Source organism: Polaribacter staleyi (assembly GCF_038024045.1).
GTDB lineage: Bacteria > Bacteroidota > Bacteroidia > Flavobacteriales > Flavobacteriaceae > Polaribacter > Polaribacter butkevichii.
This window is the reverse complement of record NZ_CP150665.1, coordinates 2,857,470-2,876,260: the sequence shown is the minus strand read 5'-3', so window position 1 is coordinate 2,876,260 and position 18,791 is coordinate 2,857,470. Positions and strand designations below refer to the sequence as shown.

General features: G+C 33.2%; 12 protein-coding genes. 1 reads left to right on the top strand and 11 read right to left on the bottom strand.

From position 1 onward, the window contains the following. Positions 1–272: 272 nt before the first annotated feature. From fsa to WHD07_RS12200, 4 genes are all read right to left on the bottom strand, one after another. The gene (gene fsa, locus WHD07_RS12215; protein ID WP_105048301.1) at positions 273–926 is read right to left on the bottom strand and encodes a fructose-6-phosphate aldolase; all 654 of its coding nucleotides are present in this window, start codon (positions 924–926) and stop codon (positions 273–275) included. 10 nt (positions 927–936) lie between these two features. Next, positions 937–2,973: a transketolase gene (locus WHD07_RS12210; protein WP_343328632.1), complete on the bottom strand. Its 2,037-nt coding sequence runs from the start codon at positions 2,971–2,973 to the stop codon at positions 937–939. 62 nt (positions 2,974–3,035) lie between these two features. After that, positions 3,036–4,352, bottom strand: a complete 1,317-nt coding sequence (gene xylA, locus WHD07_RS12205) for a xylose isomerase (RefSeq protein WP_343328631.1) — start codon at positions 4,350–4,352, stop codon at positions 3,036–3,038. Between the two features lie 162 nt (positions 4,353–4,514). Beyond that, entirely contained in the window at positions 4,515–5,999 is a 1,485-nt protein-coding gene (locus WHD07_RS12200) for a xylulokinase (protein ID WP_343328630.1), read from the bottom strand. A gap of 554 nt (positions 6,000–6,553) precedes the next feature. Between WHD07_RS12200 and WHD07_RS12195 the strand changes: the two genes are divergently transcribed. Continuing rightward, positions 6,554–7,588, top strand: a complete 1,035-nt coding sequence (locus WHD07_RS12195) for a T9SS type A sorting domain-containing protein (RefSeq protein WP_343328629.1) — start codon at positions 6,554–6,556, stop codon at positions 7,586–7,588. Between the two features lie 221 nt (positions 7,589–7,809). Here the strand turns inward: WHD07_RS12195 and WHD07_RS12190 are convergent, their stop codons facing one another. From WHD07_RS12190 to WHD07_RS12160, 7 genes are all read right to left on the bottom strand, one after another. Continuing rightward, the gene (locus WHD07_RS12190) at positions 7,810–8,574 is read right to left on the bottom strand and encodes an HpcH/HpaI aldolase family protein (RefSeq protein WP_343328628.1); all 765 of its coding nucleotides are present in this window, start codon (positions 8,572–8,574) and stop codon (positions 7,810–7,812) included. 4 nt (positions 8,575–8,578) lie between these two features. Further along, positions 8,579–10,033: an NAD-dependent succinate-semialdehyde dehydrogenase gene (locus tag WHD07_RS12185; RefSeq protein ID WP_343328627.1), complete on the bottom strand. Its 1,455-nt coding sequence runs from the start codon at positions 10,031–10,033 to the stop codon at positions 8,579–8,581. A 12-nt stretch (positions 10,034–10,045) separates the two neighbouring features. Then, positions 10,046–11,197, bottom strand: a complete 1,152-nt coding sequence (locus tag WHD07_RS12180; RefSeq protein WP_343328626.1) for a mandelate racemase/muconate lactonizing enzyme family protein — start codon at positions 11,195–11,197, stop codon at positions 10,046–10,048. 219 nt (positions 11,198–11,416) lie between these two features. Further along, complete coding sequence (locus tag WHD07_RS12175; protein WP_343328625.1) at positions 11,417–11,881, bottom strand: hypothetical protein; 465 nt, start codon at positions 11,879–11,881, stop codon at positions 11,417–11,419. Positions 11,882–11,897: 16 nt separating this feature from the next. Then, positions 11,898–13,676: a hypothetical protein gene (locus tag WHD07_RS12170; protein ID WP_343328624.1), complete on the bottom strand. Its 1,779-nt coding sequence runs from the start codon at positions 13,674–13,676 to the stop codon at positions 11,898–11,900. Positions 13,677–13,686: 10 nt separating this feature from the next. Then, positions 13,687–15,474 carry a RagB/SusD family nutrient uptake outer membrane protein gene (locus tag WHD07_RS12165; protein WP_343328623.1) on the bottom strand — a complete coding sequence of 596 codons (1,788 nt, stop codon included), beginning with the start codon at positions 15,472–15,474 and terminating at the stop codon, positions 13,687–13,689. A gap of 22 nt (positions 15,475–15,496) precedes the next feature. Next, the gene (locus tag WHD07_RS12160) at positions 15,497–18,583 is read right to left on the bottom strand and encodes a TonB-dependent receptor (RefSeq protein WP_343328622.1); all 3,087 of its coding nucleotides are present in this window, start codon (positions 18,581–18,583) and stop codon (positions 15,497–15,499) included. Positions 18,584–18,791: the final 208 nt, after the last annotated feature.

Below are 18,791 nucleotides of genomic sequence, written 5' to 3'. Positions count from 1 at the left end.
TACGAGGTATGCTTCCGAAACATGTTATTCTATTTCGAGGCAAGCCTCGGGGAATTAAACCCTTGGCTATCGCCCTGCGATTAAAAGAATAAAATTACGTTTAAACTTAATTGATGGATAACAAAAAACGTGCATGAAATGTTATAGATTGAGCATAAGATACAAATAACTTATAATTTTCGAGGTTTATCCTAAAAATATTATTACGTAAAAAAAGGTAAACTCTACATAGAATTTACCTTTTTTCCTTCTTCATAACAATGCTCACAGCATTAATTCCCCTTTTTATAATCTTCTAAAAACTTTGCCAAACCACTATCTGTTAATGGATGCTTTAATAAACCTGTAATTGAAGACAATGGTCCTGTCATTACATCAGAACCTAATTTTGCACAATTAATAACATGCATGGTATTACGTACAGATGCAGCTAAAATTTGAGTTTTAAATCCGTAGTTATCATAAATTTGTCTAATTTCTTTAATCAAATGCAATCCATCCGTAGAAATATCATCTAATCTTCCTAAAAACGGAGAAACATAAGTGGCACCTGCTTTTGCCGCTAATAATGCTTGTCCTGCAGAAAATACTAAAGTAACATTGGTTTTAATTCCTTTATCAGAAAAGTATTTACATGCTTTTACTCCGTCTGCAATCATTGGTAATTTTACCACAATTTGTGGATGTAAGGCTGCCAATTCTGTTCCTTGTTCAATCATTCCATCATAATCTGTGGCAATTACTTCTGCAGAAACATCTCCTGCTACAATATCACAAATCTTTTTGTAATGATTTAAAATATTTTCTGCTCCTGTAATCCCCTCTTTTGCCATCAAAGATGGATTGGTGGTTACTCCGTCTAAAACTCCTAAAGCTTCTGCTTCTGCAATATCATTTAAATTTGCTGTATCTATAAAAAATTTCATACTTCTAATTTTATACTGTTTTTAAATATGCTAATACTTCTTTGCTTACCTTTTCTCCTGTAAAACCAAATTTATCATCTAAGATTGTTGCAGGTGCAGAATACCCAAAATGATCTAATCCAAACACTTTTCCTGCATCACCAACTAAACCTTCTAAGTTTACCGGTAAACCTGCTGTTAAACCAAATAATGGTTTGTTTTTAGGTATTACACTTTGCTGATATGCTGCAGATTGTAACCTAAAAACTCCTTCAGAAATTACCGAAGCAATATTTACCTTTAATCCGTTTTCTGCTTCTAAAATTGCTGCTGCAGCTACTAATGTTGCTACTTCAGACCCGTTTGCTATTAAAACTACATCAGGATTTTCTACTTCTTTTACCAAATACCCACCTTTTTCAGCGGCTAATGCTTCTTGATATCTTGAGGATTTAGCAGCTGGTAAATCTTTAATGCCTTGTCTTGATAAAATTAATCCTGTTGGTGTATTTTTATTTTCTAAAGCCATTTTCCAAGCCACACTGGTTTCTGCAGAATCTGCAGGACGTAAAGCCAAGAAACTTGGATTTCCACTATGGTTTTTCAATTTTTCTAACAAACGAATTTGTGCTTCTTGTTCTACAGGTTGATGTGTTGGCCCATCTTCTCCAACTCTAAAAGCATCATGTGTCCACACATATTTTACACCCAATTCTTGAATTCCGCTTAGACGAATAGCCGGTTTCATATAATCTGAAAATACAAAAAATGTTGCCACAACAGGAATGATTCCTCCATGTAACGCAATTCCGTTTGCAATACAAGACATCGTTAATTCTGCTACTCCAGCTTGTAAAAATGATCCGCTAAAATCTCCTTTTTTAAGCGCATGTGTTTTCTTTAAGAAGCCATCTGTTTTATCAGAATTTGATAAATCTGCAGAAGAAACAATCATGTTTTCTACATTTTCAGCCAAATATGCTAATACTCCAGAGGAAGCTGCTCTTGTTGCCAAACCTGCTTTATGTGCTATACCTTCAAAATCTAAGGCTGGTAATTCTCCTGATAAAAAGAAATCTAATTTTGTTGCTAATTCTGGATTCGCTTCTCTCCAAATAGAAATATCTACTTTTTTATCTCTTGCTTGTGCTATTTTTCGCTCTAATAAATTCTGATAAAACTCACTTACATCCTCATAAATATCAAAAGGCGCTTCAGGATTTGCTCCTAAATTTAATAAGGTTTTAGTATAATCTGCTCCTGACGCTCCAATAGGTTGCCCGTGTAACTCACATTCACCTTCAAACGTTTTTCCTTCGGATGTTACACAACCTTTACCCATAATGGTTTTACCAATAATTAAGGTTGGCTTTTCCGTTTCGGCATTCGCATCTTTTAGTGCTTTTCTAATTTCATCATGGTTATGACCCTCAATAGTAACTACTTTCCAGCCCCAAGCTTGGTACTTCATGGCTGTATCTTCGGTAGTAACTTCATCCGTTGGCGTAGATAATTGAATATCATTAGAATCGTAGAACATAATAAAATTGTTCAATCCTAAATGACCTGCAATTCTTCCTGCTCCTTGTGAGATTTCTTCTTGAACCCCTCCATCAGAAATAAAACCATAAATTTTATGATTCATCCATTCTCCAAAACGAGCTTTTAAGAATTTTGCTGCAATAGCTGCACCAACTCCCATGGTATGCCCTTGTCCTAAAGGTCCTGATGTATTTTCGATACCTCGTGCAACATCAACTTCTGGATGTCCAGGTGTGATAGAACCCCATTGTCTAAAGTTTGCAACATCTTCTTTTTTGTAATTCCCTAAAAGGTAGTATTGCGCATACATTAAGGTTGATAAATGCCCTGCATCCATAAAGAAACGATCTCTAAAGGCCCAAGTCATATCTGAAGGATCGAAATTAAAGAACTCCGAATATAAGATGTGCATAAAATCTGCACCTCCCATAGGCCCTCCTGGATGCCCAGAGTTTGCTTTTTCTACCATTGCAACTGCTAAAGCTCTAATATTATCAGCTGATTGTTGGTCTATTTGTTTGTTCATTATTTTAAATTTAATTCAATAAAAAACCTTTCAAATTATAAATCTGAAAGGCCTTTTTGTTTTTATATATGTTGATTGATAATATTCTCAAACAACTCTTGTTTTCCACTTTGTAATGTTAATTCTCCATTTTCTTGCGCAATGTTGTATAGGTCTTTTAATTCTAATTTCCCTGCTTCAAAGTCTTTTCCTTTTCCTGCATCAAAAGAACTATATCTTTTTTCTCTTAAAGAATTGTAAGCAGAAGATGTCATAATTTTATCTGCAGTCAATAATGCTCTTGCAAAGGTATCTGCTCCTCCAATATGTGCGTGAAAAACATCTTCCATATCTGTTGAGTTTCTTCTGATTTTTGCATCAAAATTAACGCCACCTCCTTGTAATCCTCCTGCTTCTAAGAAAACTAACATGGCTTCTGTTGTTTCTTGTATGTTGTTTGGAAATTGATCTGTATCCCAACCATTTTGGTAATCTCCTCTGTTTGCATCGATACTTCCTAACATGCCTGCTTTGGCTGCAACTGCTAATTCGTGTTGCATTGTATGTTGTGCCAAGGTTGCGTGGTTTACCTCAATGTTCATTTTAAAGTCTTTGTCTAAACCGTATTCTTTTAAGAACCCAATAGCTGTAGCAGAATCAAAATCGTATTGATGTTTCATTGGCTCCATTGGTTTTGGTTCTATAAAGAAAGTTCCTTTAAAACCTTGTGCTCTTGCATAATCTCTTGCCATGGTTAAAAACTGTCCCATGTGGTCTAATTCACGTCCCATATCGGTGTTTAATAAAGACATGTAACCTTCTCTACCGCCCCAAAAAACATAATTCTCTCCACCTAATTTAATGGTAGCGTCTAAAGCCAATTTAACTTGACCTCCTGCTCTGGCAACTACATTAAAATCTGGATTTGTAGAAGCTCCATTCATATAACGTGGATTAGAAAAACAGTTGGCTGTTCCCCATAATAATTTTACACCACTTTCTGCTTGTTTTCCTTTGATGTAATCTGTAATAGTGTTTAATCTTGCTTCTGATTCGGCAAAGGTTGCGCCTTCTTGTACTAAATCGTAATCATGAAAACAGAAATAATCAAATCCCATTTTGTTGATAAATTCAAAAGCAACATCTGCTTTGTCTTTTGCGGCTTGAATAGGGTCTGATGATTGATCCCAAGCAAAATTTTGTGTTCCTGGTCCAAAAGGATCTCCTCCTTGTCCGCAGAATGTATGCCAATATGCAATAGCAAATTTAAAATGTTCACGCATTGTTTTTCCTGCTACTACCTGATCTGGGTTGTAGTATTTAAAAGCCATTGGGTTGTCTGACTCTTTTCCTTCGAATTGAATTTTTTCGATTCCTTTAAAATATTCTTTATTTGCCATCTTTAAATGTTGTTTTATTGTTTATTTGTGTAATTGTTTATTGTGCTATGTTGCGTTAGGGATTGAAGCATCTGTTTGAGCTCTTTTTTACTTTTTTAAGTAAAAAAAGCGAGTGCGTAAAGCCCGACCTTTTTAGGGAACGCCCTAAAACATTCTTTTTTTTTATTGATTTTTTAAAACGAGTTCTAGTTCTTTTTTCCAGTTGTTATAGGCTTCTAAATACGGTTTTTGGTCTTTAAAAGGCATAAAAGTCATTACATGATCGTTGTCCATAATTGCTTTTCCGAAAGCTTCAAAATCTCCTTTGTGTAAATTTGCTGCTCGTGCGGCACCAATGGCACCCGTGGTATTGTAGATTTCTATTTCTTGCTCTATTAAGGTTGCTACGGTATTTGCAAATATTTCTGAACGGAATAAATTGTCGTTTCCTGCTCTAATTACACTTGGCTTTATGCCGTCTGATTTCATGATTTCCATTCCGTATACAAATGAGAATGCGATGCCCTCTAATGCGGCTCTACACATGTGCCCTTTGTGATGATTATTTAGGTTCATGTTTACAATTCGTGTTCCAATTTCTTTGTTATTTAGCATGCGTTCTGCTCCGTTACCAAAAGGAATTAAGCAAACACCATCTGTTCCTACAGGAATTTCTGATGCCAAGTTATTCATCTCTTCATAAGAATCTACGGCTAAGTTATTTAACAACCATCGGTACTGAATTCCGGCTCCGTTGATGTTTAATAATTTACCAATTCTTTTATTTTCTCTAGCATAATTTACGTGTGCAAAATTGTTAACTCGGGTACTTTCTTTACCCGATAAATTATCGGTTACAGCATACACAACTCCAGATGTACCGCCTGTGGCAGCTACTTCTCCAGGGTTAAAAACGTTTAATGATAGTGCGTTATTGGGTTGATCTCCTGCTCTATAGAAAATGGGTGTTCCGGCTGCAATTCCGCTTTCTGCTTCTCCTTTTTCATCAACTAAAGATTGAACACCAAAAGTGTCTACAATATCTGGTACCAAATTTTTATCGATTCCATAGTATTCTAATAAAAAATCGGCAACAGTGTTTTCTTTAAAATCCCAAAAGATACCTTCTGATAAACCTGAAATTGTGGTATTTATTTTATTTGAGAATTTATATGCCACATAATCTCCTGGCAACATAAATTTGTGAATCTGATTGTAAATATCTGGCTCATTCTCTTTGACCCATTTTAATTTTGATGCGGTAAAATTTGCGGGTGAGTTTAATAAATGTGATGCACATCTTTCTTCGCCAATTTCTGCAAAAGCTTTATGACCAATTTCTACGGCTCTACTATCGCACCAAATAATACTTTTTCGAAGTGGATTTCCTTGTTTATCTACAATAACCAAACCGTGCATTTGGTATGCAATACCAATCCCTTTTATTTGGGTTCTACTTATATTGTATTCTTTTTTTAGCTTGGTAATTGCATTGCAAATATGCAGCCACCAATCGTTTGGTTTTTGTTCTGCCCAACCATTTTTCTGTGCAAACATCCCCATTTCTTCTTTGGGTTCTTGTACAACTCCTAAACTTTTTCCCGTTGCTACTTCTACCAAAGCTGCTTTTATGGAAGAACTACCTATATCTAATCCTAAATAATACAAACCTTCTTATTTTAAGTTAAAAAATGGCTTAATACAGTTTATAATTCTTAAGCCTTTTATCGAGTAATAAAATTACTTTTAAACCTATTAAAGCAATAACAAAAAACGTGCATGATGTATTATAGAATATGCAAATTTCCTTATTAATAAAGGATTGTTAGAGATTACCTCTTTAATAAGACAGAAAATAGATTAGAAAAATAGAATAACTGAAATTATTATTTAGGCACACTTAACGACCTTAATATTTCGATTTTCTATTGATAATAGATACAAAAAAAAGGTTTAAATCTACATAAAATTTAAACGGATATTTTTGAGTGGAGTATCTTTTAATTTGGTTAAAGGTATTTTTAAAACCTTAGATTTAATAAAGTATGTAAAATGCAATTAGATTACCAATACCATATATCTTAATTATTTAATTTAATAAAGAATCCCCCCTTATTCTTAATTATCAGCTAATAACGAATAAGCTTAAGGTAATTTCACGCACTTTAAACTTTTACATTTCTTGTAATTTTATAACACTTATTAATATAAAACTTACAATTATGAAAAAAAATTACTTTACTTTATTACTTATGTTCTGTGTTGTTTCCTTTATAAACGCACAAACCACAATTTATGATTCTACTTTTGATGAAGCTTCTTACGATGTAGCAGACGTAAATACTGACTTAAATAACCATGCAGATTGGACTGCTGGTCATTTTAACAACGCTAATACTTGGACAAGTAATGCTGATGCAGATTTGATAAGAACAGGAGCCAACTTTACTTATTCATTATTAAGTAGCACGCCTATTACAGGTGTATCCGGTGATGTTATTACTATTAAAACCGTTTATAGAGTTGGTAATGATGACCAACCATTTAATACAGATGCAGCATTTGGTAGTGATGCAGGTGATGTTAATATGTTTGTATCTGGTTTAGCTCCAAATAATACTCCTGTTAATTCAGATCTAGGACAATTTAGAGATGGTGTTTTGTTTAAATCTATACAGTCTGGTACTGTTGAGTTGACTAGTTCTGGAGGATCTAGTTTTGTAACGAACCCTAGTATATCAACTGTTGATAAAGCTGCCTATGAAATTGTTTTTGAATATACTATTGGAGATGACGCAGCTTCTACAAAAAAATCTGCAAAAATAACAAATCTTGGCTCTAGTATTGCTTCTAACATAGGAACTAGTACTGGTATTAAACAAGAAATTTATGATGCCTTAACTGGTAGTGGTGCTTACTTCTTTAACTGGGCATTAGGGTTTTATACAAAAGGAAATAGTACAATAAACGCTTTATACCAAAATAGTTTAACAATCACTAAAAACGGCGCAGTATTATCTACTCCTACATTCAATAATTTTGAGTTTGCTATGTCTCCTAATCCTGCCAGTAATGTTTTAACAATTAGCTCAAAAGAAACGCTTAATAAAGTTGAAATGTTTAACTTATTAGGTAAAAAAGTACTTACTACAACAAATACAAATACTATTGATGTTTCTTCTTTAAGTAAATCAGTTTACTTAGTTAAGTTATCTTCAGACAAAGGAGTATCTACAAAGAAATTAGTTAAAAACTAAAGGTAATTCACTTACCAAAATAACTACTTAAAAAGGCTAGCAATTTAAAATTGCTAGCCTTTTTTTTGCTCTTCATTGTATAGAATTTATCGTTTAATACATTTCAATTTACGGAAAGCCTACATCTTAATTAATCACTTTAAGGTTTGCATACCCCTATTATAAGACACTAAAAAACCCTATAACTAAAAATGTTATAGGGTAAATATTATATTCGCTTTTTAAGCTTTTAATTGAGAAGTAATTTCTTTAAAAGAATTCATTACCAAACCAACATCTACTGCGTAAGAAATATATTGAACGCCAATATCTTTCCACATTTTTGCTTTTTCTGGAGTTTCTGTAAAAGTACCTACAAACTTACCGTACTTTTTAGCAGTTGCTACAGCTCCTTTCATAGCATCTACTACTTTAGGATTGTTAACATCTCCAGGAACACCACAAGACTGAGATAAATCATAAGGACCTAAAAAGATTACATCAATACCATCTACTTGTACAATTTCTTCTAAGTTATTAATACCTTCCATCCCTTCTATATGAATAATGGTAGTAATATCATTATTTGCTTTTCCAAAATGATCTGCGCCACTAATATTTGTGTATTCTGCAGCTCTAACGTAACGGCACATTCCTCTTTCTCCCTTCGGATAAAACTTGGTAGATTTTACCAATCTATCTGCATCTGCTTTTGTACAAATTTGAGGAACTTGTATACATTTTGCTCCGATGTCTAACGTTCTAAGAATTAAAGTTTCAGAATTTTCTGTAACTCTAATAACAGGAGTAATACCTCTAGCTTCTGCGGCTCTAATCATATTTTGAGTAGATTCTACGCTATAAGGACCGTGTTCCATATCTATAATAACAAAATCGAAACCACTTAAAGCTGCAATTTCTACAATGGCAGGATCTTGTACTTTACAAAAAGGACCATACAAGGTTTTCCCTTCGTTTAAACTGTGTTTTATTAAATTTTTTGCCATAATTTTATAATGCAGATGTAATACGTTTTTTAACTAAATAATCATCTAAGGCTAAGTGAGAACAATCATGTCCGATTCCACTATTTTTAAATCCGCCGTGAGGCAAATAAATAGCATATTTTACACCATTAATTTGAATTTCTCCAAACTCTAAATCCTCGGTAAATCTTTCTATTCTTTTATTGTTGTTTGTAAAAATGTAAGAAGCCAAACCAAACTCTGTATCGTTTGCCAATTCTAAAACTTCATCATCTGTATCAAAAGACATAATACCTGCTACAGGTCCAAAAGTTTCTTCTCTAAACAATTTCATGTCTGTTGTAATACCAGAAACTACTGTTGGTTGCAACCAGTATCCACCTTTTGGTAAATCCTCAGGAATTTTACCTCCATATTCTAAGGTTGCACCTTTACTTACAGCGTCTTCTACAACATCAAACATTCTATCTCTAGCCTCACTAGTAGCCAAAGGTCCCATAAAAACGTCTGCGTTTTCTTTAATTCCGAAACCAATTTTTAATTCTGATGCTCTTTTTATATAGGCCTTTAAAAATTTATCGTAAATATTTTTATGTACTAATATTCTATTTGCAGCAACACAAATTTGACCTGTATTATGGAATCTTAAAATGATTGCCAAGTTTAAGGCGGTTTCAAAATCTGCATCTTCAAAAACAATAAAAGGAGCGTTACCACCCAATTCCATTCCTAATTTTTTAATAGAAGTTGTACTATCTGCAATAATTCTTTGCCCCGTTTGCGTAGAACCAATCATGGTAATTACAGCGGGTATTTTACTGGTAGTCATTGGTGTTGCCACCTCACTACTAGAACCTGCTAAAATGGTAACAACGCCTGCAGGAAAATTAATACTGTGTAAAATTTCACCAACCATATAGGTTGATAATGGTGATAATGATGATGGTTTAATGATTAAAGAACACCCAGAAGCTAAAGCTGGCCCAATTTTATACCCAACATTTAACAACGGAAAATTCCATGCTAAATATGCTAAAGCAACACCTGCTGGTTTAGAAATCATTTTATGTGTATGCGTACCTTCGTAATCTGGTATTTGCTCTTCTCTTAAATTTTTCATGGCATTTGGGTACCACTCTAACGCTTCTGTAAGTCTTAAAATATCTTCTTCAGCACCTGCGTAGGTTTTACCCATTTCATGCACCATGGCATTTCTTAACTCGTCTTCTTTTTCTAAAATAGCATCGCGTAGTTTAAGCATCCAAACGGTTCTTTCTTCTAAAGAAAGTTTAGACCAATATTTAAAACCTTTTTGAGCTGATATTAAAGCTTTTTCTGCATCTGCTTTTCCGGCTTTAGCAACCTGAGCAATTACTTCTCCTGTTGCAGGACAAATAACATCTTCTCTTTCTCCGCTAACAGCATCGACTAATTGACCGTCGATGTACAATTTTTTATATCCGAAATTATGAGTTTTCATTTGTTTTATCTTTTAATTTTGTAATTCATTGGTAGTGTTAATACAATACTTACGTAACATATCTTCATCTACATCTATTCCTAAACCAGGTCTATTTGGTACTTCTAACATTCCGTCTTTCATTTCTAATTTTGGGAATGTTAAGTTGTCTCTAAGTCCGTTTTCTGTTTGATCAAACTCCATTAAATAATCTGCTTGATACATTCTACCCGGTATTGCTTCTAAGTTTGCTATAAAATGTAAACCTACATGCAAACCAATTGATGTACCCCAAGTATGTGGTATTAAATCGATACCATTTGTACTTGCCAACGCAGCAATTCTTTTTGCTTCTGTTAAACCTCCACTTGCACAAATATCTGGTTGTAAAATATCTACCGATTTATTTTTGATTAATTCATTAAACCCAAAGCGTAAATATTCACATTCTCCCCCAGCAATAGGGATCGTTGTTTTTTCTCTTAACTCGCTATACTGTTCGTAAAACTCTGGCGAAATTGGCTCTTCAAACCAACCAATATCGTATTTTTCTATTTTTCTAGAAAGCGCTACAGCTTCTCTAAACGTATACGCATGATTAGAATCTACCATTAAGGCAATATCTGGGCCAATAGTTTCTCTAATTAATTTTACATTAGCTACATCTTCTTTAATCCCTAAACCAACTTTCATTTTCATAGCTTTAAAACCTTGAGAAACGTATAATTTTGCTTCTTCTACAAATCCATCAGAAAAATTATTGTGATTTGTAAAATACAAACCTGTTGCATACGGTTGTATCTTTTTTCTATGTGCACCACCTAATAAAGTGGAAACGGGTAATCCTAAAATTTTCCCTTTTAAATCCCAAATAGCAATATCTATTGCACTTACAGAAGCCATATAAACACCTCTTCTAGAAAAATCTAACGTTTTTCGGTACATTTTGTTCCAAATTACTTCGTTTTCTACCGGGTTTTCTCCTAGAACTGTTGGTTCTAATAATTTTATACCGGCTTCTACCATTGTGGCAGGACCATAGCCCTCACCCCAACCGTGTTGACCATTAGATGCTGTTACTTTAACAATACAGATACAACGTTCTGCATATTCCCATTGTGAAAAGAAAAAACTTTTAGATAAAGTATCTTTAAGAACGAAAGCTTCTATTTTTTCTATTGTCATTGTTTAGTTATTTAGTTGACTATTTAACAATTATACAGTGCAAAGTTGTAATCATGTTATAAGTTAAAAGTAATTCATAAGCGGTTTCTGTCCGTCTTCATTTTTATCTAAAACAAATCATATATTACCTTTAAATTTTAAGATAAAAGGATCTCATTTAAGATAGAAAAGAGGTTACACCTAAATGTAACCCCTTTTTTTTATTATGTAATAAAAATATTAGTTATAAACTTCATCTTCAGAAACAATAACATTGTACGAGGTTAACATAGTGCTACCATCTTTATAAGTAGCCATAACATCCATAGTACCAACTCCTGTTTCTTTTACTGCATTTATGGTATATTTTACAGTATAAGATTCTTTTGTTTCTACACCACCAACATTAACCTCTCTTTCTTTTGTAGCTGTTGTTTCTACCATATAATTACCTGTTGTAGAACTATCTGAATATCCTGTAGATACATAACTTTCTAAGTTTACTGCTGAAGTATACTCTACAATTACACCTACTTGCTTGTATATATTAATTTTAAAAGTTGCATTAGGTCCAGTAATATCAGAAATTGTATAAACAGGTGTTAAAATGGTATCAGAATCTTTAAAATTGCTTTCTTCATCGCAAGATGTAAACGCAAAAACAAGTGCGAATACAGCTATAAATTTTATTATATTTTTTATCATTATTTCTAATTTTATATTATTTTCTTTCTTCTAATTTGATAAGAGATAATTGGTCAAAATACATTAATTGAGCTCCTGAAACTCCAGGATTATCTTCTGCTAAAACTCTTAAAGTAGTTCTTCTTTGGGCATCGCTACTAGATAAATCTACCGGAATTACAGCTGGAGCATCTGCAACAACACGTACCCATTTACCTTTTGCAATCGTTGAAATATCAAAATATAAATAATCTAAAACAGGGTTACCGAATTCCATTCTAAAGGTCGTTAACGTTGTACCTGGTTCTATATAAACCCAATAAGATACTTGATATGTACCAGCTGGCATTCCGCCTGGACCGTCCGCTAAACCAAAACCAAAAAGATTTACAGTTGGTATTGCTATATCAGGAAGTTTGTATCGCATACTAGCACCACCTTCATAAGATTTATCTGTGCTACGTGTAAAAATTTCTTCTCCAGCACCAAACTGTCCATTACCTTGCCCACCCGGAATAAAATATTTACCAGTTGCAAAGGCATTGTTAACACCCCCTCCTTCTGGTTCAAAACTACCCCAAGAATTGGCTGGCAAAACATTGTCTCCAAAATACATTTGTACTTTTTGATTTGTAAATGGAGCTAGAGATCTATCATCTGCAGAAAGAATCGTTGTACCATTATAAGAAACAGTTACTACATCAGAATTATAAATTGGTGCCGATAAAATTAATTCTATAAAAGTAGCATTACCTTCTTTTACTCTTGCTGTTTGTACTGCAATATCTTGATCAAAACCTGTGGCAGCATTTTTTACATTTACTGTAAAATTAGCTTCTTCTCCAGAAAATGCTTTTACCTCTCCATTGACTCTAAATTCTATGACTTCATTTTCATTTTCTTTTAACGCATTGTCAAAAACAAAAGGTTGTGAAGATTGAACTACTTTTACTTTTAATGGAATTACTTTTTCTACAGAAGCTACTGGAGCATTATCAACAACACCATTAACAATTTGTAATTGTCTTAAAGATCTAATAGTACCTGCGCTATACGTACCTAATTTATAAAACTTAACTTCTTGTGATAATTGCGCTAAGGTCCCTGCTTGACTAGGCACTCCGTCTGGAATTAACCATGTTACTCTATTAGGTCTACCAACAGTAGATTTATCTACAAAAGTTAACCCTGTTGCAGCTTCTACTTCTATAACTGGCCAAGTACTTTCGTCATTAATATTAGGGATGTCTGTTTCTGTTACATTTAATACCTCTACACCATCTTTTAAAACAGAAAAAGCAGGTAAAATATTTGCATATACATCAAACAAAAACGCTACATCCATTACATGTTCATCTTCTTCTTTTGATGAATTTACAATAACATATGCAGCTCTATCTTCTGATACGTTAGGAGAAACTTCTTCCGTAAATTTATTTACTAACCTAATTTTTGTAATACCACTTTTACCAAATAGAATATGAGCTTTACTGTCTGAACTAATTAAACCAACTTCTTCATTAATAAATTTAGATAAAGTATCGCTAGACGTAAACCCTTCTTTTAAAAAGTTGTTTCCTTCTTCTAAAATCCATTGGTGACTTGTAGCTCCTTGTGATAAATCGAAAAAAGAAATATAGGTGTCTATATTTACTTTAAACTTTGCGTCTATATTAGGTCTGTTTGGATCTAAGCCAATAAGCCATGAAACATCAGACAAATCATCTGGCGCAGTATACGCTTTGTAAGAATCTTCTTCGCAACTTAGTAGAGCCAGTAAACTGAAGAAAAGTATATATTTTTTTATGTTTTTCATGATATATATTTTAATTGATGTTTGGGTTTGAATTTACCTCTGCAAAAGGAATAGGATATGTACCGTTACTTGCTTCATCATAATTTAAGTAAGGTGTATCATATTCATAATCAACGGTAACAAAATTTCCTGAAGTAGGTAATGCATTTACCAAAGAAGGTGTATTACCTCTGTTAACTGTTTGGTTATTACTTCTTTTTGTATAAGAATAATCTACCCCGTAATATACCTCTGTAGACAATTCTTTTAATCTGTCTTTAAAACCATAGTTGTCAGATTTTTTCCATCTTTGAAAATCTAAAAATCGAATATTATGACCTTCTGCACCCATTTCTAAAGGTTTTTCAACCCTCATTAAACGTTGCATTAATTCATCTGCAGTGTATTCTGGATCTGTTTGTTCTCTATCGTAAGTACGTGTAGTATCTCCGTTTGGTCTTCCCAAAAGCACCAATCCCCATCTTTTTCTAACCTGATTAATCAAGCTTAAAGCAGCCTCTACATCTCCTGTTTTAATTTTACATTCTGCCTGCATTAATAAAACATCTGCTAATCTATTAAGCGTAATGTTTTTAGTAGAATATGCCTGACCTCCTGGAAGTTGACTTTCGGTAGATACAATATCACTATTTGTATATTTTTTCCACCAACCGAAACCCCAGTTTCCACCACCAAATCTATTATATTCACTAGTAGTTCCTGTTAAATAATAAGTTGTTTCATTATCATCTACAACCGCCATCATAGCAGAATTTCTTAATGGAACACTTCTTAAACCAACCACAGAAGTATTAGGATCTGTATAATAGTTTCTAGAATCTAAAGGATCCATAGGTTCTGTTTTGTATGCATTCACAATCCAAGCTGGACCTACTGCAGCACGCGTTTGTGCTGTACGAACATTTATCCAGTTTGTACCTGAATCTCCATCCCATGGTGCTAAATCTAATCGTGCATTTTCTTCAGAAAAATTAATTTCTAAAATAGATTCGCTATTAAACTCACCAGCAGTTGTAAACAACTTACTTAAATCTGTTTCTAAAGAATAGCCATGATTATTAATCACATCATTAAAATATGGCATTGCCTTATTATAGTCTAATTCATATAAATAACTGGTTCCTAAAATTGTTGCAGCAGCACCAGAGGTAGCTTTTGCCAAATCATTATCTGGGTATTCTCCATTTTTGTAAAGATTTGCATACGCATATTCTAAATCTTCTCTAACAAATTTAATTACGTCTGATGCTGGAGATAATGCTTTTGAAAAATCTTCATTAGTAGCAGGAACAGCATCTCTAATAATAATACTTCCGTTATTAAAAGAAGTGTATAAGTAAAAATGAAATAAGCCTCTAAAAAAACGTGCTTGGGCCATTTGCGAAGTCCACTCTGCAGTATCTGTTGTAGTTTCTTTTATATTATTTAAAGCTTCAATTACTTGGTTTGCTCTAAAAATACCTAAATAAGTATCTTGCCATTTATTTAAGATTGCCGAAGTACTTCCATTATATAAATGCAAATAGAAATCTTCTGTATTGTCTGGATTTGGACGTCCATAACCAGGGTATCCCATATCTGAACGCAACATTTCTTCGAACTTATTTAAAATAGCTGGTTTATGTAATGTTTGATATACGGCATTTAAACCAGTTCTTGTTTCCGCTAAATTTCTCCAATAATTATCTGTAGATATTAAATTCGGATTCTTTTGTTCTAAAAATCCATCTGAATCACATGAGCTTAAAACACCTATGGTAAAAATGAATATGAAATATTTAAAAATTAATTGTTTCATCACAAATAAGTTTATATTAAAATTAAAAATTAATGTTTACTCCTAACATATATTGTGAGGATATGGGTCCAGTGTTTTTATCTAAACCTCTTGCTTGTATACTTCCACCAACTTCTGGGTTGTAACCAGAATACTTAGTAATGGTAAATGGGTTTTGAGCTCTTACATAAAAACGTAATCTACTAAGTCCCATTTTTTCTAATGATTTTTTAGGAAAACTATATCCTAAAGAAACTTGTCTTAATCTTAAGTACGAACCGTCTTCTAACCAAAGATCACTATACCCTAAATAGTTATTATGTCTTGTAACGTCATTTCTATACGTTGGTATTGTAGAATTTTGGTTTTGTGGAGACCATTGATAAATTTGATCTTTATGTCTTCCAAAACCATACGCCCAAGCATCAAAACCATTCATTATTTCTTGCCCTAATGCAGCGTACCAATTCATAGAAAAATCAAAGTTTTTATAGTTTGCATTAAACGTATATCCTATTTCATATTCTGGCAAACCACTACCACTATAAACTCTGTCTGCTTCATCTAAAACACCATCATTATTTTGGTCTATAAACTTGGTATCTCCCATTCTAGCATTTCTATTTATTTTACTTTGGTACTCTGCTAGTTTTACTTCCGTATCTAAAATACCGTCTGTTCTCCAAAGGTAAAAAGCTGCTGCTTCTCTCCCTACTGCTAATGCTGTAACTCTAGATTGTTGTGGTGCTCTACCTACTAAACCACTATCTGTTGTTAACTGAAACTTGGTATCTCCACTAATTTTGGTAACTTCATTTTGGTTGGTAGAGAAAGTACCGTTCATTCTATATCTAACATTACCAACTTGCCCTCTAAAACCTAATGCCAATTCTAAACCAGAATTAACCATATCTCCTACATTTAAAACTACGGTTGCGTTGTTACCACCACCCGCTGAATTAGGTATAAAAACGGGAAACAACATATTTGTTTTATCTGAGTGATAATACTCTGCTGAAAGGGTTAATCTATTTCGTAAGAATCCAAAATCGAAACCAATATTTCGTTGTGTAGTTTCTTCCCATTTTAAAACTCTGTTTACAAAGTTTTCTTGAGTAGCTCCTAAGCTAATTGCTCCTGTAGAAGATGCGTAATTAATATCTTGAGAAATACCTGCAGAAAATAAATAATCTCCAATTCTATCTACACCAACCGTACCCTGACTTAATCTAAGTCTAAAGTTATTTACAACTCCTTTATAATCTTTCCAGAAAGATTCATCAGAAATATTCCAAGCTAATGCAACTGATGGAAATACTCCCCATCTATTTTCTTCCGGAAATTTAGAAGATCCATCTCTACGTAAACTAGAACTTAAAATATATTTACCTTTATAACTATACTGAAGTCTACCTATTAAACCAATTCTTGTTTGTGTATAATCATTTCCTGATGAAACAAATTGAGTACCTGTTGCTCCGTTTAACACCTGAACATCATCATTAGTTGCCCCATTTCTAGTTGCTGTAAAAGCTTCACTTGTATTTTTAGCTCCAGAAACAAAAGCGGTAAGCGTAACATCATGGTTTTCTGCAAATACTCTATTGTAGATAGCACCAAACTCTGCAACAATATTGGTTGTAAACCTTGTTCTGTTAGACACAAAACTATCTTCTGGTTGACTTTGTAATATTGGTGGGTTTTGATTATTGTATATCTCTTGGTAAGGTCTATAAATCTTACCAATACTATTAATAGACGTAATACCTAAATTACTAGAAAGATTTAAATGTTTTGTTGCTTGATACTTTAAATTAAGTGTTGCAGCAGACCTTGTAGTCTTATAATTATTGGTAGTTCTTAAACTTTCTATAACCCAACCTAATCTATTTACATCATCTCCACCTTGAGCTAATTCATCTAAATTATCTAAATTAACACCATTTTGTGTAGGTCTATACACAATAGATTGTGATAATAGATTTCCTTGAGGAATATCTCTACTATCGGTATTCATAGAAACACTCGATTGAATTCTTAATTTATTTTTTTCGTAAACCGTACTTGCTCTAATATTAAAACGATTATATGCAGAGTTAATTTGCAATCCGTCTTGACTAAAAAATCCTGCAGAAACGTTATATGTAATATCTTCTGTACCTCCAGAAACATTTACATTATAATCTTGTGTTGGTACATCATTTTTAAAAATTAAATCGCTTAAGTTCGTTTCATTTAAAAAATTTCTTGGTTGTTGTGTAATTTGCAAACTAACCTCATCATCAAAACCTCCGTTTACATTTCTATTCTGCACAACATCAAAATAAGTTTGCTCTACAGAATTCATTAAAGGCACAGCTGCTCTTCTATGCTGAATAGCATAACTGGCATTAACTCTAACTTGTAAAGAACCTGGTTTACCCTGTTTTGTTGTAATTAAAATAACACCTGTTGCACCACGAACCCCATAAATAGCCGTTGATGCAGCATCTTTTAATACATTAATAGTTTCTATATCTGATGGTGGTATTCTAGGATCTCCATCTTGTATAACACCATCTACTACATACAAAGGAGTATTATCTCCAGACAAAGAAGTAACCCCTCTAATAAGTATTTCTGATGCGCCTCCTGGATCTGAAGAAGCCACAATATTTACACCAGATACTTGCCCTTGTAAAGCAGATCCTAAATCTGAAGAAACAACACTTTGTAAATCTTCTGCTTTTACTTGAACTACAGCTCCTGTAACTTCTTTCTTCTTAACAGAACCATACCCAATTACAACAATCTCTTCTAAACTTTCTACAGATGGATCTAAAACAACATTCATTGTTGCGTTTTTAACCTTCAAAGATTTCTCTGCCATACCAATGTAACTAAACTCTAAAACATCACCAACATTGGCTTTGATAGCGTAAAGTCCATCAAAATCTGTTGACACTCCTTTTTGAGTACCTTTAACTACCACACTCACACCCGGAATTGGCCCTTTATCTTCCGAACTCGTAACGGTACCAGATACAGTAATTGACTGCGCATTAGAACTAAACTGACACAACAGTGCGAAGAGTAAAAGCAAGAAACTTCCTGCTTTGGCTTTCCTCAATAATAAATTTAAAATTTTCATGTATTTAATTTTAATTTTTGAACTTGATTGAACTTGATTGATTCTGTAAACTCATAGATAAAAAATAACAACACCTTAATAATCCTTATTTTTTAACATAAAAATACAGTTACAAAGTAACAGCATAATCAGAATTATGTATATATGGCATTTATCTTATCATTACTGTATTTTATCCTCATTGTATGTTATATTAATGCAAAAGAGA

Coding starts and splice junctions, on each gene's coding strand:
- fsa (WP_105048301.1), bottom strand. CDS start 926: ATGAAATTTTTTATAGATACAGCAAATTTAAATGATATTGCAGAAGCA.
- WHD07_RS12210 (WP_343328632.1), bottom strand. CDS start 2,973: ATGAACAAACAAATAGACCAACAATCAGCTGATAATATTAGAGCTTTA.
- xylA (WP_343328631.1), bottom strand. CDS start 4,352: ATGGCAAATAAAGAATATTTTAAAGGAATCGAAAAAATTCAATTCGAA.
- WHD07_RS12195 (WP_343328629.1), top strand. CDS start 6,554: ATGAAAAAAAATTACTTTACTTTATTACTTATGTTCTGTGTTGTTTCC.
- WHD07_RS12190 (WP_343328628.1), bottom strand. CDS start 8,574: ATGGCAAAAAATTTAATAAAACACAGTTTAAACGAAGGGAAAACCTTG.
- WHD07_RS12185 (WP_343328627.1), bottom strand. CDS start 10,033: ATGAAAACTCATAATTTCGGATATAAAAAATTGTACATCGACGGTCAA.
- WHD07_RS12180 (WP_343328626.1), bottom strand. CDS start 11,197: ATGACAATAGAAAAAATAGAAGCTTTCGTTCTTAAAGATACTTTATCT.
- WHD07_RS12175 (WP_343328625.1), bottom strand. CDS start 11,881: ATGATAAAAAATATAATAAAATTTATAGCTGTATTCGCACTTGTTTTT.
- WHD07_RS12170 (WP_343328624.1), bottom strand. CDS start 13,676: ATGAAAAACATAAAAAAATATATACTTTTCTTCAGTTTACTGGCTCTA.
- WHD07_RS12165 (WP_343328623.1), bottom strand. CDS start 15,474: ATGAAACAATTAATTTTTAAATATTTCATATTCATTTTTACCATAGGT.
- WHD07_RS12160 (WP_343328622.1), bottom strand. CDS start 18,583: ATGAAAATTTTAAATTTATTATTGAGGAAAGCCAAAGCAGGAAGTTTC.